This is a genomic window from Bacillus sp. FSL M8-0071, from assembly GCF_037975455.1.
In the GTDB taxonomy this organism is placed as follows: domain Bacteria; phylum Bacillota; class Bacilli; order Bacillales; family Bacillaceae; genus Bacillus; species Bacillus subtilis.
On sequence record NZ_CP150256.1, the window covers coordinates 3,379,900 to 3,395,918 of the forward strand.

General features: G+C 46.8%; 15 protein-coding genes. 2 read left to right on the forward strand and 13 right to left on the reverse strand.

What is annotated here, in order from left to right; all coding sequences use genetic code 11:
* Positions 1-9: 9 nt before the first annotated feature.
* From ganQ to lutR, 5 genes are all read right to left on the reverse strand, one after another.
* Positions 10-861 (reverse strand): arabinogalactan oligomer ABC transporter permease GanQ, encoded by an 852-nt coding sequence (gene ganQ / locus MKX71_RS17540; RefSeq protein WP_015714737.1) that lies wholly within the window; start codon positions 859-861, stop codon positions 10-12.
* Between the two features lie 3 nt (positions 862-864).
* The gene (gene ganP, locus MKX71_RS17545) at positions 865-2,121 is read right to left on the reverse strand and encodes an arabinogalactan oligomer ABC transporter permease GanP (RefSeq protein ID WP_015714738.1); all 1,257 of its coding nucleotides are present in this window, start codon (positions 2,119-2,121) and stop codon (positions 865-867) included.
* Positions 2,122-2,160: 39 nt separating this feature from the next.
* The gene (gene ganS, locus MKX71_RS17550) at positions 2,161-3,426 is read right to left on the reverse strand and encodes an arabinogalactan oligomer ABC transporter substrate-binding protein GanS (protein ID WP_095843958.1); all 1,266 of its coding nucleotides are present in this window, start codon (positions 3,424-3,426) and stop codon (positions 2,161-2,163) included.
* Between the two features lie 140 nt (positions 3,427-3,566).
* Positions 3,567-4,559: a galactan degradation operon transcriptional regulator GanR gene (gene ganR, locus MKX71_RS17555; protein ID WP_003244199.1), complete on the reverse strand. Its 993-nt coding sequence runs from the start codon at positions 4,557-4,559 to the stop codon at positions 3,567-3,569.
* Positions 4,560-4,738: 179 nt separating this feature from the next.
* The gene (gene lutR, locus MKX71_RS17560) at positions 4,739-5,461 is read right to left on the reverse strand and encodes an L-lactate utilization/bacilysin biosynthesis transcriptional regulator LutR (protein WP_029318374.1); all 723 of its coding nucleotides are present in this window, start codon (positions 5,459-5,461) and stop codon (positions 4,739-4,741) included.
* A gap of 227 nt (positions 5,462-5,688) precedes the next feature.
* Here lutR and lutP point away from each other — a divergent pair, with 227 nt between their 5' ends.
* On the forward strand, positions 5,689-7,380 hold the full coding sequence (lutP, locus tag MKX71_RS17565) for an L-lactate permease LutP (RefSeq protein WP_069322915.1): 1,692 nt from the start codon (positions 5,689-5,691) through the stop codon (positions 7,378-7,380).
* Positions 7,381-7,406: 26 nt separating this feature from the next.
* Here the strand turns inward: lutP and rpoN are convergent, their stop codons facing one another.
* The gene (gene rpoN / locus MKX71_RS17570; protein ID WP_024573107.1) at positions 7,407-8,717 is read right to left on the reverse strand and encodes an RNA polymerase factor sigma-54; all 1,311 of its coding nucleotides are present in this window, start codon (positions 8,715-8,717) and stop codon (positions 7,407-7,409) included.
* A gap of 78 nt (positions 8,718-8,795) precedes the next feature.
* On the opposite strand from rpoN, the gene yvfG reads away from it, so the two are divergent.
* Entirely contained in the window at positions 8,796-9,014 is a 219-nt protein-coding gene (gene yvfG / locus MKX71_RS17575; protein ID WP_003219905.1) for a protein YvfG, read from the forward strand.
* 9 nt (positions 9,015-9,023) lie between these two features.
* Here yvfG and MKX71_RS17580 read toward each other — a convergent pair whose 3' ends face one another.
* The 7 genes from MKX71_RS17580 to MKX71_RS17610 are packed head-to-tail and all read right to left on the reverse strand — an operon-like array spanning position 9,024 to position 16,015.
* Positions 9,024-9,992, reverse strand: coding sequence for a polysaccharide pyruvyl transferase family protein (locus MKX71_RS17580; protein WP_192858019.1), 969 nt, complete (start codon positions 9,990-9,992; stop codon positions 9,024-9,026).
* Positions 9,971-11,137, reverse strand: a complete 1,167-nt coding sequence (locus MKX71_RS17585) for an aminotransferase class I/II-fold pyridoxal phosphate-dependent enzyme (RefSeq protein ID WP_185183975.1) — start codon at positions 11,135-11,137, stop codon at positions 9,971-9,973. The genes MKX71_RS17580 and MKX71_RS17585 overlap by 22 nt, the downstream gene beginning before the upstream one ends.
* A gap of 4 nt (positions 11,138-11,141) precedes the next feature.
* On the reverse strand, positions 11,142-11,792 hold the full coding sequence (locus MKX71_RS17590) for an acetyltransferase (protein ID WP_339231410.1): 651 nt from the start codon (positions 11,790-11,792) through the stop codon (positions 11,142-11,144).
* Positions 11,789-12,397, reverse strand: coding sequence for a sugar transferase (locus MKX71_RS17595; protein WP_015251185.1), 609 nt, complete (start codon positions 12,395-12,397; stop codon positions 11,789-11,791). Before MKX71_RS17595 ends, MKX71_RS17590 begins: the two co-directional genes overlap by 4 nt.
* Complete coding sequence (locus MKX71_RS17600; protein ID WP_167560432.1) at positions 12,394-13,911, reverse strand: MATE family efflux transporter; 1,518 nt, start codon at positions 13,909-13,911, stop codon at positions 12,394-12,396. Before MKX71_RS17600 ends, MKX71_RS17595 begins: the two co-directional genes overlap by 4 nt.
* On the reverse strand, positions 13,908-14,942 hold the full coding sequence (locus MKX71_RS17605) for a glycosyltransferase (protein ID WP_339231412.1): 1,035 nt from the start codon (positions 14,940-14,942) through the stop codon (positions 13,908-13,910). Before MKX71_RS17605 ends, MKX71_RS17600 begins: the two co-directional genes overlap by 4 nt.
* Positions 14,939-16,015 (reverse strand): polysaccharide pyruvyl transferase family protein, encoded by a 1,077-nt coding sequence (locus MKX71_RS17610; RefSeq protein WP_069322920.1) that lies wholly within the window; start codon positions 16,013-16,015, stop codon positions 14,939-14,941. The genes MKX71_RS17605 and MKX71_RS17610 overlap by 4 nt, the downstream gene beginning before the upstream one ends.
* Positions 16,016-16,019: the final 4 nt, after the last annotated feature.

A 16,019-nucleotide genomic window follows, 5' to 3' on the forward strand; every position in this document is an offset into this window, starting at 1 on the left:
CTTTTTCTCTTAGCCCTTCGTTCCGCCTGCGGTTAGTCCGGACACAAAATTCTTTTGCAGCATGATAAAGATGATGGCCACCGGTATGCTGATAAGCAGGGCTCCGGCCGCAAATGTCGTATAGCTGGCCCCCATGACATCATTCACTAAATTGAATAGACCGACGGGCAATGTATATGATTCAGGCGTTCTCAATATGGTTGAGGACAGCACAAAATCTCCGAGCGGACCGGTAAAGCCGTTCATGGCCACGACTGCCGCCATCGGTTTTGATAATGGCAGAATGATCTGGAAGAAAATTCTGGTGCTGCTGGCTCCGTCAATCTTGGCGCTTTCGTCTAAATCCATCGGAATGGAATCCATGTACCCTTTCATCAAATACGTATTCATCGGGATCAGGCCGCCGATATAAAGCAAGATTAGCAGCCAATGGCTATTGATCATTCCCAAGATTTGCGCCAGCACAAACAAGGCAATTAAAGCTGAAAACTGAGGAATCATCTGCAGCAATAAAAAGAGCGTTAAAGCGTATTTCCTGCCTTTGAAGCGAAAGCGCGAAAACGCATAGGCTGTAAATGTCACACAGAGCAAAGACCCTGCCATTGTAAACAGGCTGATCTTCATTGAGTTGACATACCACTGCACATATTGAAGGCTTTCTTTGCCCGCAAATAATTCCTTGTAATGGTCGAATGTCGGATGCTTCGGAATGATGGATGTACTGATTAAGCTGTTGCCAGGGTTAAAGCTTGCGCCTGCCGTCCAAAGGAGAGGATACACAATGATGACCGCCATAAAGGCTAGCAACAAGTAAGAGAAAAGGAGACGGATATATTTTCTGACTTTCATATCTGCCAGCATACCTTATGCCCCCTCTTTAAAAGACTTTGTCTGTCTGAATTGCCACAATGCGATGGAGATAACAAATACAGATAATAAAATGGTTAAAGCCGCAGCAAGAGAATATTGGCTGGACTGCATTGTCAATTTATAAATCCATGAAACGAGGATATCTGTCCCGCCGGCTGTTGATCCGGTTACAGCCGGACCTCCGCCATTGAATAGATAGATAATATTAAAGTTATTAAAGTTAAACGTAAACTGAGTAATGATAATCGGAGCCATTGCAATGAACACCATCGGAAGCGTGATGTATCTCAGCTTTGAAAAGACAGAAGCGCCATCAATCGTAGCTGCTTCATACAGATCGTCCGGGATGGATTGCAATACGCCTGTTGAGACGAGAAAGATGTACGGAAATCCGAGCCAGCCCTGCATGAGAATCAACGCAAGCCTCGACCAATTGGCATCTGTCATCCACGGAAGCGGATCTATCCCGAAGAAAGCCAAGATGTCGTGATTCATCGCACCGAAGCTATCATTAAACAGTCCCGCAAAAATTAAAATCGTCACAAAACCGGGAACGGCCCATGGCAAAATCAGAATCGTCCGAAAAAAACGTTTAAACCGAAGGTCTTTCTGGTTAACAATGATCGCGAGAAAAATCCCCAAGCTGACTTGCAGTGTGGATGCAGCAAGTGTCCAAACCACCGTCCAAGCCAGTACATCAAAAAAAGTCGACCTCCAAATATCAACTGTGAAAATATTTGCGAACGTTTGAAAACCGACCCAATCAATTAATTTTGCAGGAGGAGAATGATACAAATCATAGTTTGTAAACGCTAATGCAAAGCTGAATAAGATAGGAAAGATCACGGCGAAAATTAAAATAAACAAAGATGGGCCGCTGACGACATAAGGATAGCCCTCAGAAATGATATGTTGGTATTGTTCCTTTAAGGAACTTAATGGCTTATTTTCATCACGCTGTTTTCCGCTTTGGAACGCATCGCGAAGATTCACATAATACACCGCAAGGCCAAAGCAGGTCACGATGACAGCGATAATTCCTTCCGCCAGCAGAAAAACGGAATTATCCCGCGGCACTTCTGTTCCCAGTGTAAAGATTCCCCAAAACCCCATATTGAGCAGATCTCCAAAGACCGCAAAAAACGATGCGCCTAAGAAAAGAAAGACAATACCTTTTATCCATTGCTTGTTATAAAATTGCCCGAGTCCCGGAATGATAGAAAGCAACAAAGCGACTTGACGATGCTGCACCGTTTTCACCTCTCTTACAATACAAATCTAGCTTTCTCTTTATTTTCCGCTGTGCTTTGCCTTAATTTGTCCTTTGGCCGTTTCAGCTGCTTGATCCAATGCTTGTTTCGGATCTGCCTTCCCTGTTGCAACCGTCTGTAATGCTGAATCAGCCGGCGTCCATATTTCATTCATTTCCGGAATATTTGGTGTTGGCTCTGAGAAACGGGATTGTTCAGTAACAGCCCGTGCCGCCTCGCTTTTCATAATAGCCGGGTCATTGGCTAGGGATTTCACGGCAGGAACTTCTTTCGTTTCTTCATATCGTGTTTTAGAATTTTTTTCATTTGCCAGGAAAACGGCTAATTCTTGCGCCAGCTCTGCATTCTTTGAAAATGCACTGACATTGTAGCTTTTGACGCCGATAAAGGAGCTCATGTTTTTCCCATTTTCCAGCTTCGGCAGTTTCGTAATGCCATAATTGATTCCTGCTTTCGAAAAAGCTTCTACATTCCATGGACCAGAAATAATTGCGGCGGCTTTTCCTTCTGTGAACAGCGATTCCAATACGTTAATCCCTTGTTCTCCAATAATGCCAGCTGGGAACAGGCCATCTTTGTAAAACTTCTGAATCAGCGCCGCACCTTTGACAGCTCCTTCATTATTGATTCCAATGTCTGACGGGTTATAGCTCCCATCTTTGGCCTTTCCAAAAATGTATCCGCCATATCCGCTCATCACACTTTCTGCATAATAAATTTGATCGAATAGGGCTAAAAAGCCAAATTTGCTGCCGTCAGCAGTCTTTTTGGAATAGTCGTACCACTCTTCCAGCGTTTTGGGCAATTCCTTTTCTGTGATGAGATCTTTGTTGTAAAAAAGCACAGTCGTTTCGACCGCTTTTGGCAGTCCATAAAGCTTTTGATCTACCATTTGAGACTGAATGGAAGCGTCAGTATAAAGTGATTGAACGTCTTTTTTGACATGTAATTCCTTGAGTAATCCTTCCGTGACAGCGGTTCCGATTTGGTCACCTGGCATTGTTAACACGTCAGGGCCTGTGCCGGCCGGTCCGTCCATTCGCAAATCTTCAATCTGCTTGGCATACGGTTTTTCAACGACTTTGACCTTCACATCATGCTCTTTTTCAAACGCAGCAACGGCGTCTTTAATGCCGATGCTCTTTTCTTTATCCTCCCATACAACAAGCTCTGACCCTTTTGAACTCGATTTGGCGCTGCTGCTTTCCTTTGGGCCGCAAGCCGCCAAGGATAAACTGACAGCTGCGCAGAGCATGAATACGGAACACTTTTTTGCCATTTTCATTGATTGTCACCCTTTCGGTAGGAATGAAAGCGCTTTAAAGATAATATAGCATGCCTGAGAAAATGTGTAAACAAACTATTTACTTCATAGAGTAAATTTTTTTACCTAAATAAAAAATGACTTAGTGTCCTAAGTCATCCTTAATTCATACTCTTCCTGACGATTAATTCTGCGCCCACATATAATGTTTTTACCGTTCTTCTCTTGTCCTGCACTTGTTCAAGCAGTAATTGAACAGCATTTTTACATAATTCATGTATATCAATATGAAACGTCGTCAGAGGAGGCGAGACATACTTCGCGAAGCTGATGTTGTTGATACTCACAATGCTTACCCTGTTTGGTATGGCAATTCCTTTTTCGTTCAGGGCTTGCAGACAGCCCACTGCAATCGGGTCCGCTGCAATCATAAAAGCAGTCGGAAGCTGATCGCCTAATGTGTCGATCGCTGCTGACATCAGGCGGTAGCCGTTTTCTACAGAGAATCCGCGATGACAGAAAATATAGCGCTCGTCCAGCATGGCTTTTTCCCTCATATAGGATCTGAAGGTTTGTTCACGGATGTCCATTTCATCCTGATTGGTATTCGGATTTTTGTATGTGCCGCCGATAAAACCGATGCTCTTATGCCCCTTCTCAGTCAGGATGTTTACCGTCTTCCTTGTCATTTGTGCCAAATCGGGCCTTACCGAGTCAAAATGATCGGGATCAGGAGTTGAATCGATGAACACGCCGTTTTCAGTGAGATTTCTGAGGAAAGCCAGCTCTTCATCTGAAAATGTGCCGACGGCAATAAACCCTTCCGTATGTTCAGGAATGCTCTCGATTCCATCCGCTATTTTATAAGTGGTCATATCGACATTGAATGCTTTCGCCAGTTTCTCTACTTCTAATCTCATCGTTTTAAAATAGACATCTTCTAATTCTTCTTTATCTGTCAGCCAATATAAAAACGCAATATGTTTCACCAGCGGCCTTACTGTTTTTTTGCGGTAATTGAGCTTTTCCGCCGCTTCATAGATTTTCTCCCGTGTCTCATCAGGAACAGAAAGGCTTTCATCGTTATTTAAAACGCGGGAAACGGTTGAGATTGAAAATCCCGCTTCCTGCGCGATATCTTTAATTGTCGCCATTGTATCTGCCTCCATTATTCAGCTCGCATTGTTTTAGTAAAATATTTTACTTTCTTTTTCACAAATGTCAAGTGCACAAAGCCCTCTGGCTGCCATGTAAAAAGACTGAACCATTTGCGGCTCAGTCTCAGTTGTTCGTATCATTCGGAACCGGCGGAATTGCCCGGGAAATGAGTTGGTTATTGCACATTTTCCTCGAAATATCCCGAAAGCACATCTTCCACATTCGTCAAATGCGCCAGCATGGCGGCTTCCGCCTCTGCACCGTTCCCGGCAGCCACAGCATTGTAAATCCGTTCGTGCTCCTCATACAGCCGCTGAACGGAGGTCTTCTTGGAAAACAGCCAGATTTTCCTCGTTTCCCTCATTGTTTCCAGCAGCAATGATGACACGTGATTCATCAAGTGTTTAAGAAGTTCATTTTGAGAAGCGTCCGCAAGCGCAAGATGAAATGCAAAGTCTGCTTTCTCTCCCAGCTCCCCGTCCGCTTCAATGCTGCCCATTTCCTTTAGTGCATCCTGAATTCTTTCAAGATCTGCTTCTGTCCTTTTTTCAGCCGCTAGTGAAGCCACGCCGATTTCAAGCAGTTTTCTGACCTCGAGCAGCTGCTTGACGTCCTCTTTTTTCATCAGAAGGGCCGCTGAGAGCGGCTGAGAGATTTGATTGAGCTCAAATTCCTTCAGATACGTGCCTTCTCCCTGTTTCATTTCGACAAGCCCCATCGCCTTTAGCGCAGAAAGTGCTTCGCGAACCGCTGAACGGCTGACTTGAAAGCTCTCAGCAAGCGCCTGAACAGAGTCCAGTTTATCCCCCGGCTTCAATTCGCCGTTTTTGATCATATCTAATAGGGCATCCGCTACTTCTTCATATATTTTTTTTGTTTTAATCTGTTTGTATTTCAATGCAATTCACCCCGTAACTTGTAGGTCTGGCTGTTTACGATCTATTATACTCTGTTTTGTGGGCCGCCAAAAGATTTTGACTATTTTGTCAAAAAGTCTTGTACTTTGATTTTTTTCAAAATATAATGCTAGGTAACTGGTCTTATTACCCAGTCATCAGATGATCATATCATCTATAGAAACCGCTTACATATGGCGCCAGTTTATGTTTCAAGGAGGGGTTTGGGATGCAATGGACACAGGCATATACGCCTATAGGGGGAAATTTGCTATTATCAGCGCTTGCCGCACTTGTACCGATTATTTTCTTTTTTTGGGCACTCGCGATTAAACGGATGAAGGGGTATACAGCAGGCTTGGCCACATTGGGGATCGCCCTTATTATTGCTGTATTGGTTTATCGTATGCCGGCGGAAAAAGCGCTGATGTCCGCGACACAAGGAGCCGTATACGGATTGTTGCCGATCGGCTGGATCATTGTGACGTCTGTTTTTTTGTATAAAATCACTGTGAAAACGGGACAGTTTGATATCATTCGCAGCTCTGTTCTCTCGATTACTGATGACCGACGGCTTCAAGCTCTCTTGATCGCTTTTTCATTCGGGGCTTTTTTAGAAGGGGCAGCAGGCTTCGGAGCGCCGGTCGCCATTTCTGCCGCGCTGCTGGTCGGTCTCGGCTTTAATCCTCTTTATGCTGCGGGGATCTGTTTGATCGCCAATACGGCGCCGGTTGCCTTTGGGGCAATTGGGATTCCAATTACAGCCGTAGAAGGGCCGACAGGGATTCCGGCGATGGAGATTTCGCAAATGGTCGGGCGGCAGCTGCCGTTTTTATCCGTATTTATTCCTCTTTATTTAATCATCATCATGAGCGGGTTCAGGAAAGCCTTGGAGATCTGGCCGGCGATTCTCGTATCTGGTGTTTCCTTTGCCGTTGTTCAATATCTCAGTTCCAATTTTTTAGGGCCTGAGCTGCCCGATGTTTTGTCAGCTCTTGTTTCAATGGCTGCGCTTGCTGTGTTTTTGAGATGGTGGACGCCGAAAACAACATTCCGGTTTGCCGGTGAACAAGAGTCGGCCGCCTCAATTGAAACGGCGCGCACAAATCCGGCGGCGCCTGCGTACAGCGGCGGACAGATTTTTAAGGCTTGGTCGCCATTTCTGCTGCTGACGGCGATGATTTCCGTATGGGGCATTCCATCTGTCAAATCCGCGCTGACCGGGCATTATGAAGGCTCTGCGGTGTTCTTGAAGTGGCTGAATGCTGTTGGAGAAAAACTGACTTTTTCCCCAGGTGTGCCTTTTTTGAACAATCAGATTGTCAATGCTGACGGTACACCGATTGAAGCGGTTTACAAGCTGGAGGTGCTTGGTTCGGCCGGCACCGCGATTTTGATTGCCGCAGTGCTGTCAAAGTTCATCACGGCGATTTCATGGAAAGACTGGGGAACCGTTTTTAAAGAAACAGTCCAAGAATTGAAGCTTCCGATTTTGACCATTGCTTCTGTCGTTGGTTTTGCCTATGTCACCAACTCCTCGGGAATGAGCACGACACTCGGGATGACACTCGCGCTGACAGGTTCGATGTTTACCTTCTTTGCGCCCGTTCTCGGCTGGCTCGGCGTCTTCATTACCGGCTCGGATACTTCCGCCAACCTGCTGTTCGGCAACCTGCAGAAAGTCACCGCATTATCAGTCGGCATGGACCCCGTTCTGTCTGTGGCCGCCAACTCTTCAGGCGGTGTCACAGGAAAAATGATTTCACCGCAGTCGATAGCGGTAGCGTGCGCCGCGGTAGGACTCGCCGGAAAGGAGTCAGATCTTTTCCGCTTTACCATTAAACACAGTCTGTTTTTGCTGCTGCTCGTCTGTATCATCACCTTTTTGCAGCATCACGTATTCAGCTGGATGATTCCTTAAAAAAATCCTCCCGTCTAGGGAGGATTTTATTTATATCGCTTTCTCGCTGCCGATGACGGAATATTCATTTGATCGCGATATTTTGCCACGGTGCGTCTCGAGATTTGGATGCCGTGTTGTTCATACAGCAAATCGACAAGCTTTTGATCTGAAAGCGGTTTTGTTTTGTCCTCTTGATTGATCAGGTCTTCCAGATGCATTTTGACTGCATAATTCGACGCATCTCCCTCTCCTGAAGCCTCGGCTTTTGCTGAGAAAAAGAGTTTCATCTCAAACAGCCCGTAAGGCGTTTGTATTGTTTTCCCTTTAATGGCCCGGCTCACAGTTGATTCATGAAGGCTTAGACAGTCCGCCACCTCTCTCAGAGTCAGCGGCTTCATTGCGCTTCGCCCTTTCAGAAAGAAATCCTTTTGGCGTGTGATCAGTTCATTGATAATTCTCGTGATTGTCTGTTTTCGCTGCCTCAGCGCGCGGCTCAGCCAGCGCCACTCCTGATATTTCGCAGATAAATAGGAGACAGTATCCTGACAGGAGCCGGATGATAAAAGCGTTCTGTACTGCGGATGCAGATCGATCTCGGGAAACGAGCGGGTATTCAGTTCCGCTGCGATGTGCCCATTTTTTACGGTGATAAAAATGTCAGGCTCAATATACACATCTTGCTCTGGCCGGGCAAACAGAAGGCCAGGTCTAGGATGAAGAGCCGCGATATCATCTGAGATATCTTGAATAGTATGAAGCGGAATTCCTGTCTCCACTGAAAGCGCTTTCCATTTTTTTTGTGCAAAAGCATCAAAATGAGCTGAAACCAGCATTTCCGCTTGTTCATTTCTGTTCGGCAGCCGCTGTAATTGAAGAAGGATGCATTCCTGCAAAGATCTCGCGCCGATTCCAGCCGGTTCTAACGACTGGAGTTTTGCCAAAACAGCCTCCGCTTCCTTGGCCGATACAGATAATCGCCGTGCTGCCTCCTCTATATCTTCTTCCAAGTACCCGTTTGAATCAAGCGAATGAATCAGATAATTAAAAATCTTTTTTTCAGTGTTGGTCAGATTCATATCGAGTGACTGCTGTTTTAACGCATCCTGCAATGTTTTTTGCGGATTACTTAATTGAAGGCCCGCTTCCTGTGCATTCATCCTGTTTTTGTTTGTTTTATGGTAAGATAGTGGCGGTGTGTCTGTTTCCTTTCGTTCAATAAGAGGGTTTTCCAGTGAGAGCTCATCAATGTACTCGGCGAGTTCTGCCGAATGATAGCCAAGCAGCGTGATGGCCTGCCTGAGCTCCTGTGTCAGTTGAGGCTTTAATACTTGTACTTGCTGAAGTTTCATATCCATCTTGCTCACTCCCCTTTCTTCATTGTACATGATTGAGATCACACCGTATACATTTATGAAAAAGGAGCTGCCAAAGAAATGTCTGAACTTTTTTCCGTCCCTTATTTTATTGAGAATTTAAAACAGCATATTGAAATGAATCAGTCTGAGGATAAAATCCACGCGATGAACAGCTACTACCGTTCCGTCGTCTCAACACTAGTGCAGGACCAGCTGACGAAAAACGCAGTTGTCCTGAAACGGATTCAGCATTTAGATGAAGCATACAACAAAGTCAAACGTGGAGAATCAAAATAAACCTTCCGCTCACATGTGAGCAGGAAGGTTTTCCTTCTTTGAGGCGTGCTGGATGAGACGGGTGCTTGGCACGCCTTCCATCCAGGTATGAAAGTAATTGGCGTTTTTCCCGTAGGAATTATCAATGACCGTGTTTTCTTTTTGAAGAAGAGAAGACAGGATGTGGCCGTGCAGCCTTGATGTTTCCACCGATTCGTAACGGCTGAAAAACCGAATGGCTTTTCGGACGATATAATCCGAGTATTTTTCCCATATATACGCAATGGGCAAAGGGTTGCCTGCTTTTTTATTCAAGACGTTCAGCGTTTGGAGAAAAGCAATCGTCCGGCGGTCTGAAGCTGACAGCACCGTGCGCCAGTCGTAGCTTTCCGCTTCTGCGTGTTCCTGAAGCGCCTGGTTTGCTTCATGATCTGTTCGGATAAATCTCAGCTTTTGATTGGACGGCTGCTGCGTGGGAATGACGGGAAACAGCTGATGAGCCATATCAGGCAGAAGCTGAATGTGATTTGTTGTAAAATAGGCCTGTGCCGTAGCATAGGAGGCTTTTTCCCTTGTCATGATGTGAAGGTTCGCATGCTTAGAAAATATCTCTGCCGTCCGCTTGAGGTTGTCTTTGTTTTGAAAATAAATCGATTGCGGCAGGATCACAATTTTGTGGTTCGGATAGGTTTGGACGATTTTCTCTCTAAAGCCTTGATAATACGGATACAGATCCCCGAAGTTTCCGCCTCCCTGGCAGACGATGATGAGATTCGGATCAAGCTTTCGCCCGATTGGGAAATTGTCTGGATTCCAGCGTTTTCTGACCCGAATCCCGTGTTCTTTAAAGAAGGCTTCTGTTCCTTTCATAATAAATAAATCCCCTACATTCCCATATAGAGGATAGTCAGCATATATAATCTCTGATTGTTTCGGAATGACGTCGAGCAGCCCGGACAGTTTCTGTTTCAGGCTGATCATCGAATGCTTGCTGTCCATTTCTTCACCTCGGCAGTTTGGAATAAGTGCAGTAGCACTTCAATGACCCGGCCTTGCTCATCTTCTGTCATATTGGACCCCGATGGGAGACAGATTCCTCGCTTGAACAAATCTTCGCATACGCTTCCTGTATCTTCATGAGAATAAAATAAAGCCGGATCAAACAGCGGCTGGGTATGGAGCGGCTTCCACAGCGGACGGGCTTCAATGTTTTCTTCAGCAAGACGTTGAACTACGTCATATGGGCTGAGCCCGTTATCAAGTGTGAGCGTGGTGAGCCAGCGATTGGATACGCCGGCTGCGTACTCCGGCATAAAGCGGACGCCGGCTATGTGACCGAGCGCATTTTTGTATCTCGTGAAAATGGTCCTTCTTTTTTCCACTCGCTCATCCAGCACCTCAAGCTGGGCAATGCCGACGCCGGCTAAGATATTGCTCAGCCTGTAATTGTGTCCAATTTCACTGTGCTGATAATGAACAGCCGGCTCTCGTGCCTGCGAAGCGAGAAATCTTGCTTTTTCAATTGCGGCTTCATCATTTGAAACGAGCATCCCTCCGCCTGATGTGGTAATGATTTTGTTCCCGTTAAATGAAAAAATGCCGAAGCGCCCGAATGTTCCGCTTTGCTTCCCTTTATAGACTGTGCCGAGAGATTCGGCTGCGTCCTCAATGACAGGAACTCCGTATGCATCACACAGGCTTACGATTTCATCCATTTTCGCGCTCTGCCCATATAGATTGACGGCAATAACCGCTTTTGGCAGTGTTCCATTTCTTTTCGCTTCCTCCAATGCTCTTTCAAGGGCTGTCGGCGACATATTCCACGTATCAGGCTCAGAATCAATAAAAACGGGCACCGCTTTTTCATATAAAATCGGATTGGCGGTTGCTACAAATGTGAAGGACTGGCAAAACACGCTGTCACCTTCTTTTACCTCAAGCAAACGCAGGGCCAGATGAATCGCCGCCGTTCCTGAGCTGACCGCAGCTGCTGCTTTTACACCGACTCGTTCTGCCAGCTGTTCTTCAAATGAATTCACGAGCGGCCCAAGCGGCGCGATCCAGTTTGAGCGAAAGGCTTCTGAAATATAGTGCTGCTCCCTGCCGCTCATATGAGGGGGAGATAAGTAGATTTTTTTATGCATAGAATCATCCTTTGTTTGATGTTTGAATGGAAGAAATGATGCGTGCCGGAGCACCAGCCGCCGTTACCCTGTCCGGTATGGGACGGATCACCGCGGAGCCGGCGCCGACAATGCTCCAAGCCCCGATTGTGATCTGCGGTATGACGGATGCACCGGTTCCGACGTGAGCGCCTTCCTGAACGGAAACCGCTCCTGACAGCGTGACACGCGGGGACAGATGAACGTAATCGCTGATTTGATTATCGTGCTCTGCCACTGCACCCGTATTGATGATGCAGTGGGTGCCGATGCGCGCATCCGCCTGAATGATCGCGCCCGCCATAATCACTGTCCCTTCCCCAATGACAGCCGACCTGCTGACGATGGCTGACGGGTGAATCAATGTAATAAAATCATCTTTCCTCAGTCCCAGTCGCTCCGCCAGCTGTTTTCTGACACTGTTATTCCCAACAGCAATCAGAAACAGCACATCAGGAATGAGCCTGCGCAGTTCAGTAACGGCTTCCGGCGGTCCTGTGTACCATTCCTTTCCGCCTTCGAACGTTTTGAATTTATCATCCAGCACCGCGGCTAAGCGCGTATCTGAGCGGGCGTTTATCAGCTCCCTGATCACCTTTCCGTGTCCGCCGTCACCCACAATGGCCACGTTTTTCATGAGGACACATCTCCGCTTCCGGTAAACCGTTCTGCGGTCACATGATTGGTTTGCTGAATCCCTTCTGAAACAAGGACCTTTCGCACCGTCAAACATAAAATTTTCAAATCGAGAAAAAATGACCGGTTGTCAACGTACCAAACATCTAATTCAAATTTCTTTTCCCAGGAAATCGCGTTTCTGCCATTGATTTGCGCCCAGCCTGTGATACCCGGCTTCACCTCATGGCGCCGTGCCTGTTTTTCTGTATAAAGAGGCAGATAGTCCATCAAAAGCGGCCGCGGCCCGACAAGGCTCAGATCGCCCTTCAGGACATTCAGGAGCTGCGGAAGCTCATCAATGCTCAGCTTTCTGATCAGCCTGCCCGTTTTCGTCAGCCGGACTTCATCGGGCAGCAGATTTCCCTCACCGTCCCGTTCATCCGTCATTGTTCGGAACTTATATAGGGTGAACGGTTTGCCGTGCAGGCCCGGCCTTACTTGCTTAAAGAAGACAGGTGATCCTATTTTCAGCCTGACAACGGCGATGGTGAACAGAATGATCACACTTGTACAGCACAACAAAAAAATGGCGGCCGTCAGATCAAAAAGTCGTTTCAGGATCAAAGATTCACAGCTCCTTTCGTTTTTCGAAACCGTTTTAATACCAGCTGTCTTTCCTCTTTTGTACAAACGAGCATAAAAGCGAAAACAGCGTAGAAAAAGCTGACTGTCACTCCCGTCGCTATCAATGACGGCCAGCTGTCAATCTTCACAATGAACTGAATTGCCTTACAGACCGTCCAGGCAAATACAGCGGCTGAAAGAGGCCCGATTATGCCTTTAAAGAACACGTGCTTTTTGTAGCCTGTAATGCGGGATACATAAAGCGGCGTAAAGATGGCATTTTTTAAAATAAGAGAAATGGCCCCTGCCAACGTTATGCCGTACAGACCGAGATGAGCCGGCCCGCTCAGCGTGACCGCCAGCACCACATTCACCGCACCTAACAGCAGGGTAACAATCGCCGGTGTTTTTTGTTGATTAAAAGCGGTCCATATATAAAACAGCGGCATAAAGGCGAGGCTGACAACCAAGTATCCGGCATGAATAAATAAAAGCGGTGCTATCGTTGAAAAGGAGGGTCCGAGCCAGATTGTCAAAAAAGGTCCCGCCAATCCGCCCAATAAGGCAGCAGGAAGTGCAAGCAAAAGACCATTGAGCCTTACTGCCTTATTGGCGTAATTCATCAATCCTTCCATATCGCCTTTTGAATAATATGAAGTCATGATAGGCGCAAACAGGGATGCGACCGTTCCGGCCAAGCTGCGCAAAAGCAGCGGAAACTGGATAATCGCCGCGTATTTCCCGGATGCGGACGCCCCCAGCATCAAATTGGCGGTTAACAGATCAATCTGCAAAAAAAGCAGGACGCCGATTTGATTGACGGAGCTCCATGCGCCCGCTTGAAACAGCTCCTTGCTAGTGCGGAATGAAAGATCCTTCATACGAAACGAAAACCACGGAATCAGCTTTTTGAAGAAATAGAAAGACAGCACAGACGCAATGACAGCACCAGCTAAAGCTGCAAGCTGGATCTGCCAGATTTTCGGCGCAAAGCATGCAAACAGGAGCAGCACAGACAGCACCCGTATAAGCATTTGCACCGCCTGAATGGAACTGGTGATATAAAGGCGGTTGGCATAAAATGGTGCAGCGCCGAAACCCGCCATCAGAAACGTTAAAATAAACAGCACACTGCCGATCAAAATCGACAAGCGCACATCTGCCAAAAGCGCTTGCGGCACATTCATGACGCGGTCAATAAAAAAAGCCGAACCCGCAAGCGGCAGCAAGAGCAGCAATGAAATCAAAACAGAGGCCGCTAAATAATTGCTGATATACGCATTTGCTTTCTCCCGCTCTCCCCTGTGGGCAGCAACAGAAAAGAATCGAACGACAACCGAGCTGAGCGCCACGGTGATAACCGAAAAGTAATTAATCACATTTTGTGTCAAGTGAACAAAGCCAAACGCTTCCACACCAAGCGTACTGACAATAAAAGGCGTCATCCAAACCGATAGGAAAACAGACAACAGAAAAGCCGTGAGATTAGCGCTGAAATTTATCGTGAATTTCATGCCTGCTTCGCACTGCCTTTCATTTTCCCCCGCTGCTCGAAAAACAGCTTGATGAGAAAAGTGAGCCGCCATTTACACAGTGCTAATACCAAACGCTCTCCTCTTAATAATTTCTCATGCTGAAACGGTGTATGTCTGACAGCCTGCCGCACCATGTCATAGGATAAAATCTGTCTGATCTTCTTTTTGATGTCTTTCGGCGAATTCGGAGAAGCACAGGCATTTGCCAAAAGCATCGGAAGCTGGTGCCTGCAAATGTACACATTCAAATCTTCTTGGCATGCGCCTGCTAAGCCATAGTGATTGTAGAATGCGATTTTAGCTTGATATTGTTTTTGAAGATGTTCATCCATTGCCGGCTTATAAGGGATTTCTGTCAGGCTGTTCGGGTTTTCACGATAAATGTACAATCCCTCATCAAGCATTTTCACCCGCTCCGCTTCGCAAAAAGCGGACAAATTGAAGGGAGAGTCTTCAGCAAAACGGATGTCTTCATCAAACAACAGATTCGCCCTTTCAAAAAGCTCACGACGGTAAAGATAACGCCATACATACCAGATAAATCTCGTTTCGTGAGCATGTTTAAGCTGTTCAGTAATTTCTGGTTTCGTCAGCACGCGGTTTGCCTCAAGCTGCGGTGGCACATATGTCCGCCTGTCCGATGACTGCTTGTAAAAACCGCATCCGACGATGTCGAGCCGATTTTCCTCCGCTTCTTCAGCCAGCCTCTGGAACATGGCGGATGATACATAATCGTCTCCGTCTACAAAGCCGATGTAAGTGCCCCACGCGGCCTGTATTCCCGTATTTCGCGCTGAACTAAGCCCGCCGTTTGCCTGATGAATGACCCGGATTCTCGCATCCCGTTTTGCATAGTCCTCTGCAATTTCGCCTGAACGATCCGGTGTTCCGTCATTCACGAGGATGATTTCAATATCAGAAAGCGTTTGACGAAGCAAAGAATCAATGCACTCTTCTATAAATGGTTCAACATTATACATCGGGACAATAATGCTGACGAGCGGGATCATTGCGCTTCACCGCTGATTTTGTCACGCAGACCTTTAAAATACACATCTCTCGGAAAGCCTGCACGGGGTGTTTCTTTTGTTAAAAGCTCATTGACTGCGGCTGTTACGCGCTCTGGCTCCGGATGTTCTATCAGCTTCATGAACGGGATGTCTTTAAGCCATTGATAGCCCTCCATTACCTTATGGTCAAAGGAGCGAATGACAACACACGGCGTTCCTGTCAGCGCGCAAAAAATCATGCCATGAAGCCTGTCAGTGACGACGGCTTCTGCGCTTTGCAGCTTAGACCACAGTGCTTCAAGTTCATGTTCGCGTGTATCGCGGCTGACCCGGCGGCCGATCGTTGTCGTAAAGGATTTGATCTCGCCGAATTCCTCACATAGCGCAGCCTTGACCCGGTTCCTCTGCTCCTCCTGAAGCACGCTTTCCTGATCCTCGCGCAAACACATATAAACCCCTTCGCGTTCTGCGGGGGTCTTGCTTCTGTCTAAATACAGCACCATGTCCGGCTGTTTCAAAATTATTTTTTCTTGAAAGTGCTGTTTCATAAATTGATACGTTGTTTCATCCCGTGCCATCAGCAACAGGCCGGGGTGCGCATTATAAATTTTCTGTGCCCGTTTCAGCTCTTTGCGCCCCTTTTTCGTGTCAGAAAAATGAGCCGTTGCCGGAAGCTGGATAACCCGATAGTCACGGAATGTTTTAATGATGAAGCGGCGCGTCCACTCCTCATAACGGTATAAATCCCCCATATTTCCGCCGCCGATGATAAAAACCATATCCTCCGGATGGCGCGAGCGGATCAGGCTTTTTGCTGATTTGTAAATGTCCTTCATATCAACCTCGACGATGTCAAAGTCCGGGTATTCTTGCTCAAGAAATGCCTTGCTGGCATAAGCAATTGCGTGATCTCCCAAATTGTCATGGGACGGCAGCAGGGTCAGTATGATTTTTTTCTGATGTGCTGCGGCCTTTACCGGTTGATCTGCCGCTCCCAGCCAATATTGGGACGGGTATTTGACCTTTAGCAGCAGCCATTCTGCAAAATTGATTTTCAACGATTGTAACGACATGTCC

Bases quoted from the DNA above. Each gene is read 5' to 3' on its own strand.
- ganQ (WP_015714737.1), bottom strand. From the start codon at position 861: ATGCTGGCAGATATGAAAGTCAGAAAATATATCCGTCTCCTTTTCTCT.
- ganS (WP_095843958.1), bottom strand. From the start codon at position 3,426: ATGAAAATGGCAAAAAAGTGTTCCGTATTCATGCTCTGCGCAGCTGTC.
- ganR (WP_003244199.1), bottom strand. From the start codon at position 4,559: ATGGCGACAATTAAAGATATCGCGCAGGAAGCGGGATTTTCAATCTCA.
- lutP (WP_069322915.1), top strand. From the start codon at position 5,689: ATGCAATGGACACAGGCATATACGCCTATAGGGGGAAATTTGCTATTA.
- rpoN (WP_024573107.1), bottom strand. From the start codon at position 8,717: ATGGATATGAAACTTCAGCAAGTACAAGTATTAAAGCCTCAACTGACA.
- yvfG (WP_003219905.1), top strand. From the start codon at position 8,796: ATGTCTGAACTTTTTTCCGTCCCTTATTTTATTGAGAATTTAAAACAG.
- MKX71_RS17580 (WP_192858019.1), bottom strand. From the start codon at position 9,992: ATGGACAGCAAGCATTCGATGATCAGCCTGAAACAGAAACTGTCCGGG.
- MKX71_RS17585 (WP_185183975.1), bottom strand. From the start codon at position 11,137: ATGCATAAAAAAATCTACTTATCTCCCCCTCATATGAGCGGCAGGGAG.
- MKX71_RS17590 (WP_339231410.1), bottom strand. From the start codon at position 11,792: ATGAAAAACGTGGCCATTGTGGGTGACGGCGGACACGGAAAGGTGATC.
- MKX71_RS17600 (WP_167560432.1), bottom strand. From the start codon at position 13,911: ATGAAATTCACGATAAATTTCAGCGCTAATCTCACGGCTTTTCTGTTG.
- MKX71_RS17605 (WP_339231412.1), bottom strand. From the start codon at position 14,942: ATGATCCCGCTCGTCAGCATTATTGTCCCGATGTATAATGTTGAACCA.
- MKX71_RS17610 (WP_069322920.1), bottom strand. From the start codon at position 16,015: ATGTCGTTACAATCGTTGAAAATCAATTTTGCAGAATGGCTGCTGCTA.